Here is an 18,340-nt window from a genome sequence, read left to right on the forward strand (position 1 = left end):
TGGAATGACGAAGCGGACGGAGAAGGCCCGGCAGATTGTGCAGTTGTGTGATGACCTTTTGCGTGTGGAACGGGGCAAGCTGGCGAAGCTCATACGGCATAAGGACCAGTTACAACATGATAGACAGCGGATCGCAGAACTGATCGACGGCGCCCAGCTTATGAATTCGCGGTTGATGGAAATTGGTGTTAGCCGCCTGTCCTGGATAGATCGGCAACTCCATCGATTGGAACTTCAGATTGATACACAACGAGAGATGGTCAACGATGCTGCGGTGAGAGGGAAAGCTGCGGAGGCATCGTTGCGGTCTGCGCGTGAGCGCGAAGAGCTCGATAAGAGGCGCACGTATGAAATCGAGATGTCCGAAAGTGTCGCCTGGGATTGGTCCGACAAGGCTCCCATAAGTTAGGGGAGCGAGAATACCCTGTGGAATTATAGGGATTCTCATGGGTATCAATCCGTCTACCGACCTGATTGTCGATGTTATGCGCCAAGCGGATCCAGTAAAGGTCCGAGAGGCTGCCGAACGTTTGGCTGAGGTTGGCCGTGCGGTGCGCGTGGAAAGACTAGACGCAAATTTTGCATCGCTTGTGAAAGATGCGATTGGCGAGGGTGAAACGCTGGCCCGATCGGGTGGGGGGGCGCCTCAAGGGCCGGTACAGGTCGTAGACAGTCATCCTGGTGTGCGCATGGCTGAAAAACTGGCACCAGGGCAGCAGCTCGAGTCCTTTGTTCTCACTCAGCTTCTAGAAAATATGATGCCGAAAGATGCGGATTCGCTTTTCGGTTCTGGGATCGCTGGCTCTTATTGGCGGTCGATGCTCGCAGAAAAACTTGCCGCTGAATTGACGATGGCCGGCGGCGTTGGGCTTACCGAACAGTTAGGTTTAAGCGGGATGCGCGATGACCCGAAAATGGCAACGGCGATGCTTGGTGCTGTGCTGAACGGTGGCCGAGCTTCAGCCGCTACAGCGGAAGAGGTGGTTCCCACTTTCGTGCATGGCGGGTCTGCGGCGAGGGCAATCCAAGAAATAATGTCTCCAGTTGAAGGCACTCACAGTGCTGAACCTGAAACGAACGGAGTCTAAATGGTCATGGCGACTCAATCCAAAACGACAGTTGCTGCTGTTGCGGCAGATAAACTGAAAGGGGCTTCCGCACCTATCGTAGCGGTCGTAAGCCGGCTGGCTGATCTCCTCGACGAGGAAACGCAGCAGCTTGAGAAAAATGACGTCAGCAATCTGGGATATTTTATTGACCAGAAGAGCCGGTCGCTGCTCGATCTCAGCCGTGCATTAGCCGCACATGAAAACACTTCAAGCGTGATTGGGCTTGATGACGAACTCACGCGATTGCGCCGCTCTTATGAAAAGAACCGGTCAACGCTCGGTATTCATCTTGCGTCGGTTCAGGAGATAACGGAAATCATTGCAACGGCTATGCAGCAGGCCGAGTCCGACGGCACATATAGCACCCGGATCGCTCGGTAAGGAGCGCACATGATCAAGTTGCTTCTTGCCGGGGTCTGGGTTTGTGCCATCACGTTGGGGGCCAGCTACTTTGCCCATTCCTGGTCTGCACAGCCTGTGCCGACGACATCCGAGGTGACGTATTTCGGGGGGCTGGACTATGTAAAACCGGCTTCAATCAGCGTGCCTATCATCAAGGCCGGTGTCATTGAGGGATACGCAATCGCGCAGTTTGTCTTCACGTCGCCAGCCAATTTGCTTGCCAAAATGACGGTGCCGGCGAAGGTGATATTTGTCGATGAGGCCTTCAAAGCGATTTACGCGAACAGTAATTTCGACTTTTTGAGCAACTCGAAACGGGACCTCGATGCTTTGACAAAAACCATTGCTCAGAACGTTAACAAGCGTGTGGCGCAAGAGGTTGTCGTTGAGGTCATGGTCGAAAGCCTAAATTTCGTTTCGAAGGAGCAGGTGCGTTGTCAAAGCGCGGGTTGAGGTGTCGGGCTGTGAATGGCCCAGCTTTTCAAAGCGACGTCTTTTTGCTGCGTGACGGCTGCATAACCTTGTCGTCCTATTTGAATCAGTCGGTCAGACCTCGCGGGGGAGAGAAATGACGGAAACTCGGCTAGAGGGACCCTTTAGGCTTACTGTCGATGAGATCGACTCTGCGATTGGTGCCAAAACGGCAGGCACTTTCGCCATAGGTCATGTCGATCATCTCGGCCGTTTTGTTGTTCAACACGTGGGGCGCTCCGATAGCGACCTGCGGGCCCAGCTACGCAACAAGATTGGTGCTGAGCCATACTTCAAGCATCTTTGCTTTGGGACACCCAAAGAGGCGTTCGAAAAAGAATGCGAACTTTTTCATGCGTTTCAGCCGCCCGGAAACTTTCTGCATCCGGAGCGCCCGCCTGGCACGGATTGGAAATGTCCCTGCTGTTTGGTCATGAGTTTCCGGCGCTGACAGTCGCCTCACTGCAGGTGGGTGTGTCAGATTATTGACGGCCGTGAGCTCGTAGGGCGGCGTCCAGCAGCGCGTTGAGCTTTGCCATTTCGGCCGTCGCAGACTGGCGGTGGTCTTCTGAGACGATATCGGGATGAATGTGGCGCGCGAGCTGTCGACGTAACGTCTGCAGTTGCGAACGGGTCATTTGTTTGTGGTTCGCCAACTGGTTCAGAAGTTCCGGAAGATCCGGAATTTGCTGTTGTTGTTCGGGTGTGCCCGGCTCTGTATCTGCTTCGTGAGGTTCCAGGTCTTCGTCAAAATCTGTAAAAACCATTTGCCAGTCGCGGTAAGCTTTGCGGAGGTCGTGGGCCGACAGGTGTGGTTTATGGAGCGAACCGCCGGGTTCATTTTCCTGACGCATCTGCAAGAAGTCGGACTTGTTGGCTTGTTTCGTTGCCGGACGGAATGCGCGCGACAAATCTGTGTCGTTGCGTGATCGCGTGGGTTCGCGATGCGCCAATCCGGCATCAATCATTTGTTCAAAGCGAGACCGATTCATAACAACTGCTCAGAACGGTTTGCGGCCCTGACCGTGTTCGCGGGTCCGCGCACCGGCGGTCTGGGCGGTGGTTTCATATCGACATCCACACTTTGGCGAAGGATTGTTACCCTTCGTTGCCGTTGGCGGCGATCATTCACGTCCTGCGACTATTCTCGTATCTAAATCGTTAATGAATGCTGCACGCCAGCCGATTGGAAATACATCAAAATTTATGAATGCATCGCTCTATACGTACGTGTACGGACCGGTTCTTTGATGTGCAATGTGCAATCTATGGTTGTATTTCGGGAAATATATGATTAGATGAGCGGGTCTTGTGATGAATGCGTGAATTTCAATAGATATTTGATGTGTTTGCGAAACCTCAGTGTTCGTCCGAACGAATTTCCGGGTCCTTGTGACGCGGGATGGACGGCTGAGAATGGGGTTGAATGCAACGAAAAGTTTAGTGTATGGGGCATTCCACTGCGAGACGTGCGGGGCGCTTTGGGATTACTCCGAGCGTAGAATGACACGCTGAAATCGATGCAATAGGCCGACGTCAGTTATTGCTGGCGCTGAACGATTCGGCTCGATTTGTTTTGAGGAGAACCTGAATGAAGATCAGGCGTGACGATCCGCGGTTGCCGGCTACGTCGCGACCGTACGCGGGGCCACTCTATTTGCAGATCGGCGATCTTTTACGCGAGCGAATCCGTTCGCGTGGATGGGTCGAGGGACAAGCCCTTCCCAATGAAGGAGAGCTTGCACGTGAGTACGGCGTTAGCGTCGGGACCATGCGCAAAGCGCTCGAACAAGTCGAAGCTATCGGTTGGATCTGTCGGCGCCAAGGTCGGGGAACTTTTGTAACCAACCCAGAAGCCGCATCGGCTCAACGGCTCAATCCTTTCTTTGATGAAGGGGAGCATGTGATGCCACAAGATATCGCGGTTCAATGCGTATCATCGCGCGGGGCGACAACAGAAGAGGCGAAGCTGCTCATTCTCGATGAGGAAGAAAGTGTCGTTGAGATTGCGGCAGTGCGTAGGTCGGAAGGCGTTTTGGTGATTCACGACAATATTGTCGTCCCGGAGCGGCTTGTTCCTGGGCTTGCCGACGAACTGGCTGTTCGACCTGAAGGGGTCACCACTTATCGCAATGACAATGGATTGGTCGTAACGCGGCTTAAAGAAGCGCTTACCGCCGTCGCACTTCCGGAAGACATGGCCGTTAAGCTGGGTCTACCGATTGGTACACCCGCACTTCTGGCCAAGAGAGTTTCATTCGACGCTGATGGAGGCCCGATCGACGTTTGCGTCCGTTATGCTGTGCCGATGAGGACTGAGTATCGTATCGAGTTGAGCTGAGTGTGCTCACAATGCCGACGTTTCGGCGATTTTTCTAAACGAGAACTTATCTGGCTTTTGGGGGGGCTTCCGGACGCTTGGGGGTCAACGCGTTTGCCAGTTCTTGGAACGCGTCTGAGCTCGCTTGATCATCGGGGGTTTGCTGGAGTGCTTCAAGCACCCTGGGTACCAGTTCGACAGCTTGATCCAATTCCGCGTCTTCGCCTTTGCGATGTCCGGCGATAGCGCGAATTTCGCGCGTTTCTTCAAAGCGCGCGATTAGGCCCCGGAGCTTGGGGATGAGCGTACGTTGTTCGGGTGTCCAGGCTTTGTCGGCCAGTCGAGAGACTGAACTCAGTACATCGACGGCGGGAAAGCGCCCTTGCTGGGCGATGGAGCGTTCGAGAACGATGTGGCCATCGATGGTTCCGCGGATGGAGTCTGCGATCGGATCGTTGTGGTCGTCCCCATCGACGAGAACGGAAAATACGCCCGTGATTGAGCCTGAGCCTTCTTCTCCTGCACCAGCGCGTTCGAGCAGATTGGGAAGTTCGGAGAAGACGCTTGGCGTGTAGCCGCGTGCGATGGGAGGTTCACCTGACGCCAGGCCGACGTCACGTGCAGCGTGGGCGAAACGTGTTATTGAATCTACAATTAAAAGTACGTTGTCGCCGGCATCCCGAAAGTATTCGGCGATAGTCATTGCCGTTTTGGGAGCTAGGCGCCGTTTCATCGAGCTTTCGTCGCTAGTCGAGACGACGGCAACGGTATTCTGCCGGTTTTTTGCGACTGCTGTTTCCAAGAATTCGCGCACTTCGCGGCCACGTTCTCCGACCAATGCGACAACGACTGTGTCGAATTCCGTAGATCGGGCGAGCATTGTCAGAAGAGATGATTTTCCAACACCTGAGCCCGAGAAAATTCCGATGCGTTGGCCGGCGCAGAGCGGTGTGAACAGATCAATCACACGGATTCCGGTTTTTAACGGCGAATCAATGCGTTGACGGTGGAGTGGACGGGGAGGCGCACGGTCCAATGGGATGCTGCGCGGTCCTTGCTCCAGAGTGGGACCGTTGTCGATGGCACATCCGAGGGCATCGACAACACGACCTTTCCAGGAGGGGGCCGGGCGTATCGTCAATGGCCCGCGTTTCCACGCAGCGTCACCTATTCGGGTCGAAATTTTTTGCTGGAGAGATTTTACGCTTGCTGATCGCGCGTCGACACGCACGATCTCGCCGATCTCCTCACCATATGGCGCATCGATTTCAACGCAGTCGCCGATCTTCAGAAAGCGTGACATCCCTTCGACGCGAAAATGAGTCGGCATCACTTCGGAGATGATGCCGCCGATCCGATAGGGAGCTTGGCTGTCCATGGTGTCAGACAGTGCGTCAGCAAGACGTTGCAGGACGTTCGGTTGAGCGCTGGACGGCGAGGTGTCGTGCGTCATTTCAATCGGAGCTGTCTGTGATGTTTGAATGCCTTCTGAGACCATTTATTCGGACTATCGGCTTGGCTCGCCTAAGGTGTCGATGGCTTTCCGGAAGGTCGCGTCGGTTTGATCTACTGAGTTTTGCAATGACTCGAAGGCGCGGGAGACGGCGATCAGTTGCGTAATCTCGACGACGGGATTCACGTTGGAGCGTTCAAGATAACCCTGTCGAACGCCAACGGAATTAAAGTCGAGCGCGGGTTCAACAGGTCCCTCGACGGTGACGCCGCTATTGTCGTAGCGATTGAGCTTGGTGTCTGGAGGGATCGTGAACAGGCCAATCGCACCAAGCTGGACGCCGTTCTGCGTTATCATTCCATCATGTGCGATTTTGGGAGCGCCGCCTGCGGGATCCAGCTGAATGGGCGCGCCACCTACATCGAGAATGGGATAGCCTGATACGGTTTGCAGGTCGCCGGCTTCGGTCATTGTGAGGCGACCATCGCGCGTATATGCCATGCCTCCCGGTACTTGGAATGCCATCCAGGCATTACCGTCAATTGCGACATCCAGAGCGTTGTCCGTGCGTTCGACCGCTCCGGGACGACGGGAGATGTAGTTATCTCCTGTTGAGGCAAAGTCCGTACCGGTACTGACCTTTGAAAGCAGCGCTTCAAATTTGATTTCTTCAGCGCGAAAGCCGGGCGTCGAAGAGTTGGCCACATTGTGAGCAAGTGTTTCCAGCCGCCGTTGCAAGGCGAGCTGGCCGGACAACGCTACGTAAAGCCCTGCCTCCATAGGTTAGAATCCTCCGAGTTTGAGATTTTGCAGACTAGCGAGCAGATCAGAGCTGAAACTGGCTTGAAGAGGCTGCCCGATCAGCACGTTTGGTACGGGCGCAGATTGTGTCGGGTTTTCGAGTTCCCAAAGCATGGTGAAGCGCCGAACTAGCTTGTCGAGCTTTTCAGGATCCTGCAGGTCGGCAAGATCGAGCCGCTTTTCGATCATGGCCGCTTGCTTGTCGATATCCTGCGAGGATGCGCTGGCCGGAATTCCCAATGCGACCTGTACGAATTTTGTAAGGGCCTTATCCGCGAGAATGGTATAGGCGCTGGTAATCGACGGCGCTTTGCGTTCGAAGTATAGCGCCAGCCGGACGCCTTGGTTTTCTTCCCCGGCGCTGACCTCTAGCGTCTCGCGTATGTAGCGGTCGACAGTGCCTTGCTGTGTCAGCGAGTATGTGGTGGCGTCCTCGCCCCGTTCTCTGAAGTTGAAGGCATTGGCAAAAGTCGCCAAGCTCTTTTGATCGAGGGCTTCAAGTTGCTCGATGATACCTCCAACACTGTCGAGACCATCTTCCAGAATCTTACGGATAAAGTCCGTGTCATCGGCGAAGTCTTCGAGGAAGAAGGCTTTCAGTGCGTAGTTGAAGACCTCGGTGTTTTCCATGAACTCGCCGATGGACTTGATGTCGGCAATCGTGGACAAATAGTAGTCCGTATCGGCTTCCTGTTTGCTGCCCATCGTGAGCATGTATTTGTCGACGGTGCCCTGTTGGGTTGCCGAAAACGAAGTGGTTGCCTCTCCGTTGCTCTCGAAATTGAAAACTGCGGCGAACTTTCTGAAACGCGAGTCAGCGAGCTGGTTTGCGAACGCGTTCGGGTCGTGGATACCCTCGGTAAGCACCGTGCGCATGAAATCTGCGTCCTCGATCATATCTTCGAGGCCGAAAGCTTTCATGGCGTAGCTGTAGACGCGGGTATTGCCGATAAACTCATCGATGGTCGTGATGGATTGGATACTGGCGAGATAATAGTTGGACTCCATCGAGTCCTCTTCCAACATCCGGCGTGTGTAGTAATCGGTTGTGGTTTCCTGCGCGACGATTTGTGTCGCAGCAGCGCCAAGCTTCTGGAAGTTGAAGGCCTCGGCAAAGGCTCTATAGCGCTTGTCGACCAGCTTGTTTGAGAAGGCGTCCGGATTGTCGATGCCCTCCGTGAGGACCTTGCGCATGAAAGCCTTGGCGTAGCTCATTTCCTCGAGCCCGAACGCCTTCATGGCATAGTTGAAAACGCGCGTGTCATCGACGAATTCGTCTACGGTGGAGATCTCGGAAATGCGTGACAGATAATATTCTGTTTCACGAGCTATGACCGGATCTGAGGCCGTCATTTTCAGGGTCCTATCGAGGTCCTGTGTCAGACGTTGATATTCCGCCATAGTTGTCAGCATCACGAAATCCTTAACCCCGTTTCCAGGCCGATCAGTCTTAGAGGTGGCAGATCACGCTTTCCTGGACCTGATGCCGTTGCGGCTACCGGATCGTGATGAGCGTTGATCCAAGAAGTGAAATCTTGCCCCGCAAGGTAATTACCCTCTGCAAGAATTATGGGACGCTTACTGATTTTCAGTAAAACCTTTGTCTCAAACCCGTCCATTCGGAATTTATTAACGAATCACTTTGCAGCGTTAGGTGGAAATCCGGCAAAAAGCTTCGCGCAAGCAACGACATTTACTCATAGTTCTCGCGCTGCATAAGGGGGACACTGTCGTTGACAATCGTCATTGGTTTGATCGTTACGCTAGGGTGCATCCTAGGTGGCTTCATGGCCATGGGAGGCCATGTCGCGGTCATCTGGCAGCCATGGGAATATGTTATCATCTGCGGTTCGGCGTTGGGGACGTTCATCGTCGCTAACCCTATGAAAACGATCAAAGATGCGGGTAAGGGCCTCATGGAAGCCTTCGCCAACGCATCACCCAAGCAGCGCGATTATCTGGACGTTCTGAGTGTATTGTTCTCGCTTATGCGCGAGCTGCGCAGCAAATCGCGCACGGAAGTCGAGGCACATATCGACAATCCTGGCGAGTCGAGAATATTCCAAGCGTTTCCCAAACTCCTGGCTAATACAGAAGTCGTGACGTTTATTTGCGATTATTTTCGCCTCATCATTATGGGAAATGCGCGGACGCATGAAATTGAAGCGTTGATGGACGAAGAAATTCAGACGCTGCGGGCCGACAAACTTAAAGCGTATTATTCTCTTGTTACGCTGTCGGAGGCGTTGCCGGCCTTGGGAATCGTCGCCGCCGTGTTGGGGGTCATCAAGGCGATGGGAGCCTTGGACCAGTCAACGGAAGTTCTCGGTCACCTGATCGGTGCGGCTCTCGTTGGTACGTTTGCCGGCATCTTCTTCTCTTATGCCATCGTTTCTCCGATAGCGACGCAGATGAAGACCGTGCGTGATAAAAAACTCCGACTGTATGTTGTTATCAAGCAGACCTTGCTCGCGTTTATGAATGGCGCCATTCCGCAGGTGGCTATCGAACATGGACGTAAAACTATTTCGTCTAGCGATCGTCCTACGATCGATGAAGTCGAGCAGGAGACGATGGCGGCGGGTGTGACGGTTACCGCGGAAGCGGCCTAGCCGTCATCGAGGTTAGTGGATTAATGGAGTTGGCGCGGGTGCTGCGCGATTCGTGGCCTTCGCAGCCGGGCCAAAGTGAGAGGATGAGATGACCAACGAGACCGCTTCTGAGACTGAAGCTACGATCGAGGAATTTGCCACCGAGTTGGTTGAAACCGGTGAAGAGATCGCGCGCTCGTTTCAGGGCGTGGCGGGGGCGAAGGCACAGGAAAACCCTTTGACGGCCGGGCGTAATCTCGATGTCGTTATGCGCATTCCGGTATCGGTGAGGATCGTGCTCGGCTCTACGAAAATGCCGATATCCAATTTGGTCAAGCTGGGGCGTGGTTCTATCATTCCGCTCGATCGCAAGGTCGGTGAGGCGGTCGATATAATGGTCAACGACCGAGTTGTGGCGCGTGGCGAAGTGGTCTTGATCGATGATAAAGAATCGCGTTTTGGGGTGTCTTTGACAGAAGTTGTTGGGTGGGATGCTGTCGACGTCTCCAAGTAATTTGTTGCGATATTTTTATGCCTTTGAGGCCCGCAGTTTTTCTTGGCGGGATTTTTCTCGTGCGTGCACAGCTCGCTGTATGAGCTAGTTGCCGAGGGTGTTGTTCGCTTGATGCTCACGTCACGAGTGTGAGCCGCTCTTGTCTCCAACTGAATCTAAGCTGGGTTTCTGATTTGGTCGAAAAGCCAGACAAAGAGAGTAAAACCGAGCAGCCGACCCCGAAGAAAATCAGGGATGCTCTTGACGAGGGAAATGTTCCGAACTCGAGAGAGTTCGGCACCCTTGCTTCTCTTACTGGTGTGGTCGTTGTGGCGGCCTTCGTACTGAACGATGGCGCTGCGTCCATGACAGCCGGCCTCAAGAACTTCATTGATGATCCCGGAGGGTGGAGGCTTGAGAATGCGGCGGATGCAACCCGATTGTTTCAATTTATTGGGATTAATGTGGCGGGGCTTCTTATTCCCGCAGCCTTGATACTCGTCAGTTTCGGGCTGGCGGCATCCTGCGTGCAGAGCGTGCCAAGACTTGTTCCGAAGCGGATCAAGCCAGACCCCTCCCGTCTCTCTATCTTGAAGGGCTTTACACGGATTTTTGGTCCGCAGGGCCGCGTGGAGTTCCTGAAAGCAACACTAAAGCTCTTGGGAATCAGTATCGGAGGCAGTCTTCTTCTGCTGTCGATGCAGAGCCAGGTCGTGCAGACGATGCTGTCAGACCCTCGCGGTTTGCCTGCTGTCTTACTATCGGCGTCACTTTGGCTTTTTGGTGGGGCGATGCTCGCCATGGCGGTGCTGGCGGCCGCGGATTTGTTCTGGTCACGCCATTTCTGGCACACTGAACTGAAGATGACCCGTCAGGAAGTTAAAGACGAAATGAAACAGTCGGAAGGTGATCCGATTGTTCGGTCGCGCTTGCGGTCTCTTGCGCGTGACCGCTCGCGCCGTCGCATGATTGCTGCGGTCCCGAAGGCGACGCTCGTCATTGCCAACCCGACTCACTACGCGGTTGCTTTGCGCTATGTGCGCGAAGAGGGGCCTGCGCCTCTTGTGGTGGCGAAAGGCGCAGATCTTGTTGCGCTGAAAATTCGCGAGGTCGCAGAATTAAATGAAATACCTGTGGTTGAAGACAAGGCTCTGGCAAGGGCGCTGTACGATAGTGTCCAGGTAGATCAGCTTATTCCGCCAGCGTTCTATAAGGCGGTGGCTGAAATCGTGCTTCATCTGATGAAGCGTTGATCAGCTTCATCGACGTTTGTGCAAGGGCGCTCATGATGTTTCGGCAAAGTATATCCATTAAATGCGAATACGAGCGTATTCTTGGTGAAAGCCTTGCGGAGGTCGCGAGCGAATTGCGTCTCGTCGAAGTCTCGGATTTCATTGCCTACATTCGCAACGGCCATATGGGTAATTTAGAGAGCATCGTCGATTCCTCGACAGAGCTGTTTTTTCGGCGCGGAACGATTCGATTGGGTTCAACATCCGATGTCGTTTTGGATTGGGGAGTTCCGCCCATTGTGAAGCTCGGAATGGAGTTTCACAATCATGATGTCTCGGTTTATTTTCATATGATATTGGAGGCCGATAAGGCGGGTCTCGGCATTGATTACATGAATGTGTATGATAAAGCCGGAAGTAGCATTTACGAAGAGGTCGAAGATAAGCTGCGATCAGCTTTGGCCTTTGCGAAGCTGCAGCCTGTCGCGCATCGCAGCATATTCAACTAGCATTTATTGAGCTTCCTTTCTTTTCCTGATGCCGCATTTATTTTTTTGAGCTCTTCTTAAAGAGCTGAACTTCTGCGTTTCAGGCGCTGCAAATGTAATCTAAGTGTGCCTGAGGCGCATCGAATAGACTTGATTTATATATTCTTTTGTTTCTCAAGCACGCTCCCATCAAGCCTCGGACAAGTTTGATCCGTTAGACGAAAAGGAGGTTGATAGGGACGAGGGGGCTATGGGGCCTGTACATCTATTCGAGCTTATCTCTCAGCGCAGTGAATGGCTTTCACTTAGGCAGTCGCTTGTTGCTGGTAATGTCGCGAACGCCAACACGCCGGGGTTTAAGTCGAAGGACGTGATTCCGTTTGAGGCGGTGCTAAATCGCGCGAATCTCGAGCAGACGATGACGCAGCAGGGCCATGTCAAAATCGGCATGGGCAATGTGGCCGATACGGAGGGCACCAAGAAGACGGACAGCATGGTGCTTCACTCCGGCAACAGTGTCAGCCTGGAAGGGGAGCTGCTGAAGGCGGGTGAAGCTTCTCGTGACCACCGGCTCGCGAGCACCGTCATGAAGTCATTCCATCGCATGCTTTTGTCGACGACGAGAGGGTAATTCCGTGGACGCACTGGCCGCAACTCTGAAGATCGCGTCGTCGGGCCTCACGGCCCAGTCGTCGCGTTTGCGCGTTGTTTCGCAGAACTTGGCGAACACGCAGTCAACGGGGAACACGGCAGGGGCCGACCCTTATCAGCGCAAGTTGATCAACTTTACGAGCCATCTCGACCGATCAGCGGGCGTGGATGTCGTTCAGGTCGACAAGGTAACGCGCGATGACGCGCCGTACCGCCTAGTCCATGAGCCTGGCCATCCGGCTGCCGACGAGAACGGCTACGTGAAGTATCCCAACGTCAATGTCCTGGTTGAGATGGCGGATCTGCGGGAGGCCAACCGCACGTATGAAGCCAACCTCCAGGTCATGAAGCAGGCCAATTCGATGATTGCCACAACGCTTGATCTGTTGAGGAGCAACTAATGTTTGAAGCTATTACGCCGACAGCTCCTGTATCTGCCGTATCGGGCAGCGAAGCTGCGACGATTGCGAGTCCTTCAGGAACTTCCGGTGTCAATGCGAGCGTGCTGGCTAAGGCTGGGAGCGCTGTTGTCGCAACGGGCGCCGAACAGGATTTTACGGCAGTGCTCGATAAGCTCATGACCGATGCGGTTGACACTCTGAAGACGGCCGAAGCGACGTCGTTGAAGGGCGTGAAGGGCGAAGCGTCAGTGCAAGAAGTCGTCGAGGCGGTGATGGCTGCGGAGCAGACATTGCAGGGCGGGATCGCGATCCGTGACAAGGTCGTGTCCGCCTATCTCGAAATCAGCCGCATGTCCATCTAAGGAACCGCACCTATGAGAGCTCTTGCGATTGCAGCGACCGGCATGGGGGCCCAGCAGCTCAATGTCGAAGTTATCGCCAACAATATCGCCAATATCAACACTACGGGCTTCAAGCGGGCCCGCGCCGAGTTTACCGACCTTCTCTATCAGGCTGAGCGGGCTGCCGGTGCTCCAGCGCGTGGCGGTGAAAATATTGTGCCGGAGGGCGCGCAGGTTGGCCTTGGCGTACGTACCGCAGCGATCCGAAATCTGCATATGCAGGGCGCTCTGGCCCATACGAACAATCGTCTCGACCTTGCATTGAATGGACATGGCTGGTTCCAGATCAACGGACCGGACAACGAGATCCTCTATACGCGCGCCGGCGCCTTCAACAAAAACGGTGATGGGCAGATCGTGACGATCGACGGCTACCTGGTGCAGCCGGAGATGACCGTTCCGGAGAATACCAGCGATATCATCGTGAACGCCGACGGCACAGTGTATGCGAAGATCGATGGCCAGGATGATCTGCAAGAGCTGGGACAGCTGACGCTTGCGAACTTCGTCAACGAAGTCGGGTTGGAACCGCTGGGCGGCAACCTGTATCGCGAGACTCCGGCGTCTGGCGCGCCGGTGGTCGGGATGCCAGGGGATGACGGGTTCGCCACTGTGCGGCAGGGCTACTTGGAAAGCTCCAACGTCGATCCGGTGAAAGAGATTACGGAGCTTATTTCCGCGCAGCGTTCTTATGAAATGAATTCCAAGGTGATTCAGGCTGCTGACGAAATGTTGGCGACGGTGGCCAAGGGTATACGCTGAACTTGAAAGGGTTGGCCAATGGGCAGGTTTTTGCTTGCGGCCATTTTATTGGCTTCATTCATGCTCGCGCTTCCGGTGGGGCCGTCTTCGGCCGCCGGCGGCGATGACGGAGTTTATCCCGTACCTCGCAAAACCCTCTACCCGGGTGATGTTATTACAAATGCGTCGCTTGAGCGGCGCAAATTCCGTTTTCGGAAGGGCGTCGTTATTCCTTACGTGCAGTCGGCCGACCAGTTGGTCGGGATGGTGGCGCGTCGCACCCTATTGCCGGGGCGTCCTATCGTTAAGAGTTCATTGCGTGAGCCTGAGCTCATTCAGCGTGGACAGACTGCAAGCATCGTCTTCCAATCCGGATCTCTGACGATCTCTGGATTTGCCAAGGCCCTGGAGCCGGGTGCCGTCGGCGACATCATAGCGCTCAGAAATGTCGACAGTGGGTCGATCGTTCGCGGGCAGATCCGCGCTGACGGCAGCGTTGTGCTAGGAGCAAACTAATGCGTTGCCTGTTGGCTGCCGTATTGTTCGTCCTGATGACTGCAAGCGCCATTGCTGATGGCGCTGTTGTGCATAGCGGGAGCCATGGGGTTCGCGTCAAGGATATCGTTTCCATACAGGGCGTACGGTCGAACCAACTTGTAGGCTACGGATTGGTCATCGGTCTTATGGGATCGGGTGATAGCTTGCGCAACTCGCCGTTCACGCAGCAATCCATCGCTGCGATGATGGAGCGTATGGGCGTAAATATCCGTAACGGTGACGCCCGAACGAAGAACGTTGCGGCTGTCATTGTTACGGCGGATCTTCCCGCCTTCTCCGGACATGGTTCGCGCATCGACGTCACGGTTTCGTCGTTAGGCGATGCGACGTCGCTTGCCGGTGGTTCGTTGATCCGTACGCCACTTTATGGTGCTGACAACCAGATCTATGCCGTTGCGCAGGGTTCGCTCGCTGTCGCCGGCTTTGATTCTCGGGGGCAGAATGAGTCGGTTACAAGGGGCGTGCCGACAACTGGCCGCATCGCCAACGGCGCGATCGTAGAGCGCGAAGGGCCCGGACGATTTGTAGATCAGGAGGAGCTTCGCCTGGAGCTTAGAAACCCCGACTTCACCACGGCCGTGCGCGTAGCGGAGGCCATCAATGAATTTGGGAGCGAGCGCTTCGGAAAAATGGGAGTACGTATGGCTCTCGCGGAAGATCTGCGCATGGTGCGTGTATTTCGCCCACCGAATGTCCCATTAGCGATGTTCACCGCCATGATTGGTGAATTGTGGGTTCAGCCGGACTCGCCTGCGCGTGTCGTTATCGATGAGCGAACCGGTACGATTGTGATCGGTAGTGAGGTGCGCATTTCTACCGTGGCTGTGACGCACGGAAGTATCACCGTCCGGGTTACGGAGACGCCGGTTATCTCCCAACCGCTACCGTTCTCCGATGGCCGGACCGTTGTTGAATCGGACACGGAAGTGGATGTCATTGAGGAGCCCGGCAATTTCTCCATCGTAAACGGCAGCGATCTGCACACTTTGGTCAACGGATTGAACCGGATGGGGCTTAAGCCCCCAGGGATTATTGCCATTATTCAAGCTATGAAATCCGCGGGGGCGCTGCATGCTGAACTTATCGTTCAATAAATTTTCGCTGGCGGCCATTGCAGTGGATGGACCCCATGCAACTGCAATGACGGGTGGCACCCGAGTGTCTCAGTTTGTCGCTTTGGGGCTGCTTGTTGCCGGATTGGCTGCTTTCCCGGCTCAGGCTGATGCGGAGCAGGTCGCGCGACCTGCTGATACCGTGACCGGGCGGACGATGGCCGAGCGGTATTGCGCCAATATCGGGGACGCGGCTCAGGATGCGCGCTTTGCCTGGCAGGCCAAGACGATTTCCGACATGGAGAAGGAGCTTGATAAGCGTATCGCGGCCATTGAGGAAAAAAGTGCTGAACTCAAGGACTGGGTCGAGAAGCGTGAAAAGTTTCTCGATATGGCCAATGATGGGCTTGTCGAGATCTATACCAAAATGCGCGCGGATGCGGCTGCGCTACAGCTCGCTGAAATGAATGAAGTGACTGCAGCTGCCATTGTGATGAAGTTGCCTCCGAAAATTGCCGGTGCCGTGTTGTCGGAAATGGAAGCGGAGAAGGCAGCGCGGATGACTGCGACCATTGCCGGTGCCGGACGTGCTGCGAAGCGGAACAAGGGCGGAGAGTCGTGATAACCACCCTACGCGCGCGCATTCTAATCTTATTCTGCGCTCTGCAATGTGCTGGATGCGCGGTTAATCCGCGCGATATGTGGCGTGAGCCGCATCTTACTCCAGTTGGAGCAGGGGTTATTCAGCCGGCCATCGACATTCCCGTCAGCGCAAAGCCCATCCGCACATCCTACCATGGCAATTCGTTCTGGCAGGACGAGAGCGCAGATATGTTTCGCGATCAGCGCGCCATGAACATCGGCGACGTCGTCACGGTGAAGATCTCCATCAAAGACCGAGCGACGATAGAAAACGATTCAGAGCGTTCTCGCGATGCAACGAACGACCTCAACGCGGGCTTTGACTATAGCGCTGCTACCCCGGGTTACACAGGAACCGCGTCAGGCGAGGTCGGAACGGCCATTGGCGCGAAATCAACACATAAAGGCAAGGGAGAGATCGATCGCTCGGAGCGAATCGATCTATTAGTTGCGGCCATCGTTACGGATCTGCTGCCGAACGGTAATTTGATTATTGCCGGATCGCAGGAAGTGCGTGTCAACTTCGAAGTTAGGGTTCTGAGCGTCACGGGGATCGTCCATCCGCGTGATATCGGAGCTGACAACATCGTATCATACGAGAGGATCGCTGAGGCGCGGATTTCTTATGGAGGGCGCGGTCGTCTAACCGAGGTGCAGCAACCGGCTTGGGGACAGCAACTGATCGACAACGTCAGTCCGTTCTGAGCCCCATCGTATACCGAGAATTTCTCACTTGCGCGGGCAGGCGCTAGCATGGCTAAGGCGAAAAATTCTGATAAGGCTTCCGGCGGAGAGGCCTCAGCGCTGGGATTTATCCTCGCGCTTGTCATGCTGACGCTTCTTGGTGGTGGTGCCGGTACGTTTTTTGGCATGCAGCTCGGCGGTGCGACCGCGTTTACGTCGTTTGGTGACGGTGGCTCCGTAGAAGCAGTGGATTCCTCGTCGACGGAAGCAAAGGATGGTCATGGGGGCAAAGTTGGCTCTTCTGACTCGGATGACGGCAGCCAAGATCAAAAGGGCCCCAAGCTTGTCGCGCTGGAGCCGATTTTTGCCAATCTGGCCGAACCCAAAAATGTTTGGATGCGTCTTGAAGCGGCTTTGTTGATCAAGCCAGGCCCGCAAAAGCGCGATGTTCTGATTTTGCAGGTTTCGCAGGATGTCATGCAATTTTTGCGAACGGTGAAATTGGCGCAACTTGAAGACGCGAGCGGATTGCAGTTCCTGCGCGATGACCTGAATGACATTGTTCGGACGCGCAGCGATGGCCAAGTCAGTGAGATTTTGGTCAAGGGGCTAATCGTAGAATGAGGCGCTTTGCGACTCTTCTGATCATTGCCGCGGCTTTGATCTATTTTGGGTCGGGAAGTGCCAATGCGCAGATTCCAGATCTGCGCGAGCTCATCCCTCAAGGCGACGCCAGTGTCTCTGGACGCATTGTACAAATGCTGGCCTTGCTCACCGTTCTCTCGGTGGCGCCGGGCCTCCTTATCATGGTGACGTGTTTCACGCGCTTCATCATCGCGTTGTCATTTTTGCGAGCTGGGCTCGGTTTGCAGACGACGCCTGCGAATCTCATTCTTATCAGCTTGGCGCTCTTTATGACCTTTTACGTCATGGCGCCGACTTTCGACAAAGCTTGGCAGAATGGGTTGCGACCGCTGATCGAGAATAAGATCACGGAAGAGCAAGCCTACACGGAGATTACGGCACCTTTCAAAGAATTCATGCTGGCCCACGTCCGTGAGAAAGACGTACAACTCTTCGCAAATCTTGCTGACGCAGAGGGGGGCAATATGCAACCCGGGCAAGAAGTGGAAATGCGGGTTCTGATCCCAGCTTTCATGATCTCTGAACTCAGAAGAGGGTTTGAGATTGGCTTTCTGATTATCCTGCCATTTCTCGTAATCGACATGATTGTTGCGACGCTGACGATGTCTATGGGCATGATGATGTTGCCGCCGACAATTATTTCCCTCCCCTTCAAGATCTTATTTTTTGTTCTAATTGACGGTTGGAACCTTCTGGTTGGCGGGCTCATACGTTCGTTCGGGTGATTCTGGAGCGGCGTTTAATCTCTCAGTAACTAAATTGGCTTAGGTGTGGAGGGATGGCAGATCGGGGAACAGATTTCCCCGAAGGTATGACGCCGTTTCTCGCCACCGCCAGCTTCAGGCTGGAATGTCCCATTGATCGAAATTGTCCAAGCGACAAGGGGCACCCTCTTTATGAATAGCATCAATACGAACTTCGCGGCGATGACCGCTCTGCAATCCCTCAATCAGACCAACAAGAACATGATCGAGACGCAGTCGCGCATCTCGACTGGCTATCGCGTTGGCGAAGCGTCGGATAACGCTGCGTACTGGTCCATGGCCACCACCATGCGCTCCGACAACAAGTCGCTGTCGGCCGTGTCTGACGCGCTGGGTCTTGGTGCAGCGACGGTCGACGTCGCTTATGTCGCCATGGAAAAATCCATCGACGTCATGACGGACCTGCAGAAGAAGCTGGTTCTTGCCCGTCAGCCAGGTGCT

24 protein-coding genes are annotated in these 18,340 nt (G+C 54.7%); 20 read left to right on the forward strand and 4 right to left on the reverse strand.

The window, feature by feature from the left end:
* Positions 1-4 precede the first annotated feature (4 nt).
* From K5845_RS19445 to K5845_RS19460, 4 genes are read left to right on the forward strand one after another with little or no spacing between them, the layout of a single operon-like run.
* On the forward strand, positions 5-409 hold the full coding sequence (locus K5845_RS19445; protein ID WP_046479307.1) for a hypothetical protein: 405 nt from the start codon (positions 5-7) through the stop codon (positions 407-409).
* A 37-nt stretch (positions 410-446) separates the two neighbouring features.
* Complete coding sequence (locus K5845_RS19450) at positions 447-1,088, forward strand: rod-binding protein (RefSeq protein WP_287959726.1); 642 nt, start codon at positions 447-449, stop codon at positions 1,086-1,088.
* 6 nt (positions 1,089-1,094) lie between these two features.
* Entirely contained in the window at positions 1,095-1,490 is a 396-nt protein-coding gene (locus tag K5845_RS19455) for a hypothetical protein (RefSeq protein WP_139165327.1), read from the forward strand.
* Between the two features lie 9 nt (positions 1,491-1,499).
* Entirely contained in the window at positions 1,500-1,964 is a 465-nt protein-coding gene (locus K5845_RS19460) for a hypothetical protein (protein ID WP_046479309.1), read from the forward strand.
* 500 nt (positions 1,965-2,464) lie between these two features.
* On the opposite strand, the gene K5845_RS19465 is transcribed toward K5845_RS19460, so the two are convergent.
* Entirely contained in the window at positions 2,465-2,974 is a 510-nt protein-coding gene (locus tag K5845_RS19465) for a hypothetical protein (RefSeq protein ID WP_287959727.1), read from the reverse strand.
* A gap of 599 nt (positions 2,975-3,573) precedes the next feature.
* On the opposite strand from K5845_RS19465, the gene K5845_RS19470 reads away from it, so the two are divergent.
* Positions 3,574-4,323 carry a GntR family transcriptional regulator gene (locus K5845_RS19470; protein ID WP_052744027.1) on the forward strand — a complete coding sequence of 250 codons (750 nt, stop codon included), beginning with the start codon at positions 3,574-3,576 and terminating at the stop codon, positions 4,321-4,323.
* Between the two features lie 46 nt (positions 4,324-4,369).
* On the opposite strand, the gene fliI is transcribed toward K5845_RS19470, so the two are convergent.
* Genes fliI through K5845_RS19485 form a run of 3 tightly spaced genes read right to left on the reverse strand, consistent with a single transcriptional unit; the run spans position 4,370 to position 7,969 of the window.
* Positions 4,370-5,755 carry a flagellar protein export ATPase FliI gene (gene fliI, locus K5845_RS19475; RefSeq protein WP_046480720.1) on the reverse strand — a complete coding sequence of 462 codons (1,386 nt, stop codon included), beginning with the start codon at positions 5,753-5,755 and terminating at the stop codon, positions 4,370-4,372.
* A 54-nt stretch (positions 5,756-5,809) separates the two neighbouring features.
* Positions 5,810-6,535 carry a flagellar basal-body rod protein FlgF gene (flgF, locus tag K5845_RS19480; RefSeq protein WP_046479312.1) on the reverse strand — a complete coding sequence of 242 codons (726 nt, stop codon included), beginning with the start codon at positions 6,533-6,535 and terminating at the stop codon, positions 5,810-5,812.
* Positions 6,536-6,538: 3 nt separating this feature from the next.
* Positions 6,539-7,969 carry a DUF1217 domain-containing protein gene (locus K5845_RS19485; protein ID WP_046479313.1) on the reverse strand — a complete coding sequence of 477 codons (1,431 nt, stop codon included), beginning with the start codon at positions 7,967-7,969 and terminating at the stop codon, positions 6,539-6,541.
* Between the two features lie 320 nt (positions 7,970-8,289).
* On the opposite strand from K5845_RS19485, the gene motA reads away from it, so the two are divergent.
* The 15 genes from motA to K5845_RS19560 form a co-directional block, all read left to right on the forward strand.
* A complete protein-coding gene (motA, locus tag K5845_RS19490; RefSeq protein ID WP_046479314.1) occupies positions 8,290-9,168 on the forward strand; it encodes a flagellar motor stator protein MotA in 879 nt (292 codons plus the stop codon).
* 88 nt (positions 9,169-9,256) lie between these two features.
* Positions 9,257-9,661, forward strand: a complete 405-nt coding sequence (gene fliN / locus K5845_RS19495) for a flagellar motor switch protein FliN (protein ID WP_082101185.1) — start codon at positions 9,257-9,259, stop codon at positions 9,659-9,661.
* Between the two features lie 173 nt (positions 9,662-9,834).
* On the forward strand, positions 9,835-10,893 hold the full coding sequence (locus K5845_RS19500; RefSeq protein ID WP_046480722.1) for an EscU/YscU/HrcU family type III secretion system export apparatus switch protein: 1,059 nt from the start codon (positions 9,835-9,837) through the stop codon (positions 10,891-10,893).
* 32 nt (positions 10,894-10,925) lie between these two features.
* Positions 10,926-11,381, forward strand: coding sequence for a BspJ family T4SS effector nucleomodulin (locus K5845_RS19505; RefSeq protein ID WP_139165326.1), 456 nt, complete (start codon positions 10,926-10,928; stop codon positions 11,379-11,381).
* A 229-nt stretch (positions 11,382-11,610) separates the two neighbouring features.
* The gene (gene flgB / locus K5845_RS19510) at positions 11,611-11,991 is read left to right on the forward strand and encodes a flagellar basal body rod protein FlgB (protein ID WP_090228406.1); all 381 of its coding nucleotides are present in this window, start codon (positions 11,611-11,613) and stop codon (positions 11,989-11,991) included.
* Positions 11,992-11,995: 4 nt separating this feature from the next.
* Complete coding sequence (gene flgC / locus K5845_RS19515; RefSeq protein ID WP_046479316.1) at positions 11,996-12,412, forward strand: flagellar basal body rod protein FlgC; 417 nt, start codon at positions 11,996-11,998, stop codon at positions 12,410-12,412.
* Complete coding sequence (fliE, locus tag K5845_RS19520) at positions 12,412-12,774, forward strand: flagellar hook-basal body complex protein FliE (protein WP_090228403.1); 363 nt, start codon at positions 12,412-12,414, stop codon at positions 12,772-12,774. Before flgC ends, fliE begins: the two co-directional genes overlap by 1 nt.
* 12 nt (positions 12,775-12,786) lie before the next feature.
* Positions 12,787-13,575: a flagellar basal-body rod protein FlgG gene (gene flgG / locus K5845_RS19525; protein ID WP_046479318.1), complete on the forward strand. Its 789-nt coding sequence runs from the start codon at positions 12,787-12,789 to the stop codon at positions 13,573-13,575.
* A gap of 18 nt (positions 13,576-13,593) precedes the next feature.
* Positions 13,594-14,070, forward strand: a complete 477-nt coding sequence (flgA, locus tag K5845_RS19530; RefSeq protein WP_090228401.1) for a flagellar basal body P-ring formation chaperone FlgA — start codon at positions 13,594-13,596, stop codon at positions 14,068-14,070.
* Between the two features lie 35 nt (positions 14,071-14,105).
* Positions 14,106-15,206, forward strand: coding sequence for a flagellar basal body P-ring protein FlgI (locus K5845_RS19535; RefSeq protein WP_244465081.1), 1,101 nt, complete (start codon positions 14,106-14,108; stop codon positions 15,204-15,206).
* On the forward strand, positions 15,184-15,786 hold the full coding sequence (locus K5845_RS19540) for a MotE family protein (protein WP_052744031.1): 603 nt from the start codon (positions 15,184-15,186) through the stop codon (positions 15,784-15,786). Before K5845_RS19535 ends, K5845_RS19540 begins: the two co-directional genes overlap by 23 nt.
* On the forward strand, positions 15,783-16,511 hold the full coding sequence (flgH, locus tag K5845_RS19545) for a flagellar basal body L-ring protein FlgH (RefSeq protein ID WP_052744032.1): 729 nt from the start codon (positions 15,783-15,785) through the stop codon (positions 16,509-16,511). Before K5845_RS19540 ends, flgH begins: the two co-directional genes overlap by 4 nt.
* A 48-nt stretch (positions 16,512-16,559) precedes the next feature.
* A complete protein-coding gene (locus K5845_RS19550; RefSeq protein ID WP_052744033.1) occupies positions 16,560-17,114 on the forward strand; it encodes a flagellar basal body-associated FliL family protein in 555 nt (184 codons plus the stop codon).
* Positions 17,111-17,860: a flagellar type III secretion system pore protein FliP gene (gene fliP / locus K5845_RS19555; protein ID WP_046479320.1), complete on the forward strand. Its 750-nt coding sequence runs from the start codon at positions 17,111-17,113 to the stop codon at positions 17,858-17,860. Before K5845_RS19550 ends, fliP begins: the two co-directional genes overlap by 4 nt.
* Positions 17,861-18,031: 171 nt before the next feature.
* The coding region (locus K5845_RS19560; RefSeq protein WP_502814149.1) for a flagellin N-terminal helical domain-containing protein at positions 18,032-18,340 on the forward strand (309 nt) is incomplete at its 3' end.

Source organism: Filomicrobium sp., assembly GCF_025698805.1.
Taxonomy (GTDB): Bacteria; Pseudomonadota; Alphaproteobacteria; order Rhizobiales; family Hyphomicrobiaceae; genus Filomicrobium; species Filomicrobium insigne.

What these genes read in the sequence shown, in the direction of transcription:
- fliE (WP_090228403.1), top strand. Translation starts at nt 12,412, where the DNA reads ATGTTTGAAGCTATTACGCCGACAGCTCCTGTATCTGCCGTATCGGGC.
- K5845_RS19470 (WP_052744027.1), top strand. Translation starts at nt 3,574, where the DNA reads ATGAAGATCAGGCGTGACGATCCGCGGTTGCCGGCTACGTCGCGACCG.
- fliP (WP_046479320.1), top strand. Translation starts at nt 17,111, where the DNA reads ATGAGGCGCTTTGCGACTCTTCTGATCATTGCCGCGGCTTTGATCTAT.
- K5845_RS19445 (WP_046479307.1), top strand. Translation starts at nt 5, where the DNA reads ATGACGAAGCGGACGGAGAAGGCCCGGCAGATTGTGCAGTTGTGTGAT.
- K5845_RS19505 (WP_139165326.1), top strand. Translation starts at nt 10,926, where the DNA reads ATGATGTTTCGGCAAAGTATATCCATTAAATGCGAATACGAGCGTATT.
- fliN (WP_082101185.1), top strand. Translation starts at nt 9,257, where the DNA reads ATGACCAACGAGACCGCTTCTGAGACTGAAGCTACGATCGAGGAATTT.
- K5845_RS19450 (WP_287959726.1), top strand. Translation starts at nt 447, where the DNA reads ATGGGTATCAATCCGTCTACCGACCTGATTGTCGATGTTATGCGCCAA.
- flgB (WP_090228406.1), top strand. Translation starts at nt 11,611, where the DNA reads ATGGGGCCTGTACATCTATTCGAGCTTATCTCTCAGCGCAGTGAATGG.
- fliI (WP_046480720.1), bottom strand. Translation starts at nt 5,755, where the DNA reads ATGACGCACGACACCTCGCCGTCCAGCGCTCAACCGAACGTCCTGCAA.
- K5845_RS19485 (WP_046479313.1), bottom strand. Translation starts at nt 7,969, where the DNA reads ATGCTGACAACTATGGCGGAATATCAACGTCTGACACAGGACCTCGAT.
- K5845_RS19465 (WP_287959727.1), bottom strand. Translation starts at nt 2,974, where the DNA reads ATGAATCGGTCTCGCTTTGAACAAATGATTGATGCCGGATTGGCGCAT.
- flgA (WP_090228401.1), top strand. Translation starts at nt 13,594, where the DNA reads ATGGGCAGGTTTTTGCTTGCGGCCATTTTATTGGCTTCATTCATGCTC.
- K5845_RS19540 (WP_052744031.1), top strand. Translation starts at nt 15,184, where the DNA reads ATGCTGAACTTATCGTTCAATAAATTTTCGCTGGCGGCCATTGCAGTG.
- K5845_RS19550 (WP_052744033.1), top strand. Translation starts at nt 16,560, where the DNA reads ATGGCTAAGGCGAAAAATTCTGATAAGGCTTCCGGCGGAGAGGCCTCA.
- flgG (WP_046479318.1), top strand. Translation starts at nt 12,787, where the DNA reads ATGAGAGCTCTTGCGATTGCAGCGACCGGCATGGGGGCCCAGCAGCTC.
- K5845_RS19460 (WP_046479309.1), top strand. Translation starts at nt 1,500, where the DNA reads ATGATCAAGTTGCTTCTTGCCGGGGTCTGGGTTTGTGCCATCACGTTG.
- flgF (WP_046479312.1), bottom strand. Translation starts at nt 6,535, where the DNA reads ATGGAGGCAGGGCTTTACGTAGCGTTGTCCGGCCAGCTCGCCTTGCAA.
- K5845_RS19535 (WP_244465081.1), top strand. Translation starts at nt 14,106, where the DNA reads ATGACTGCAAGCGCCATTGCTGATGGCGCTGTTGTGCATAGCGGGAGC.
- K5845_RS19455 (WP_139165327.1), top strand. Translation starts at nt 1,095, where the DNA reads ATGGCGACTCAATCCAAAACGACAGTTGCTGCTGTTGCGGCAGATAAA.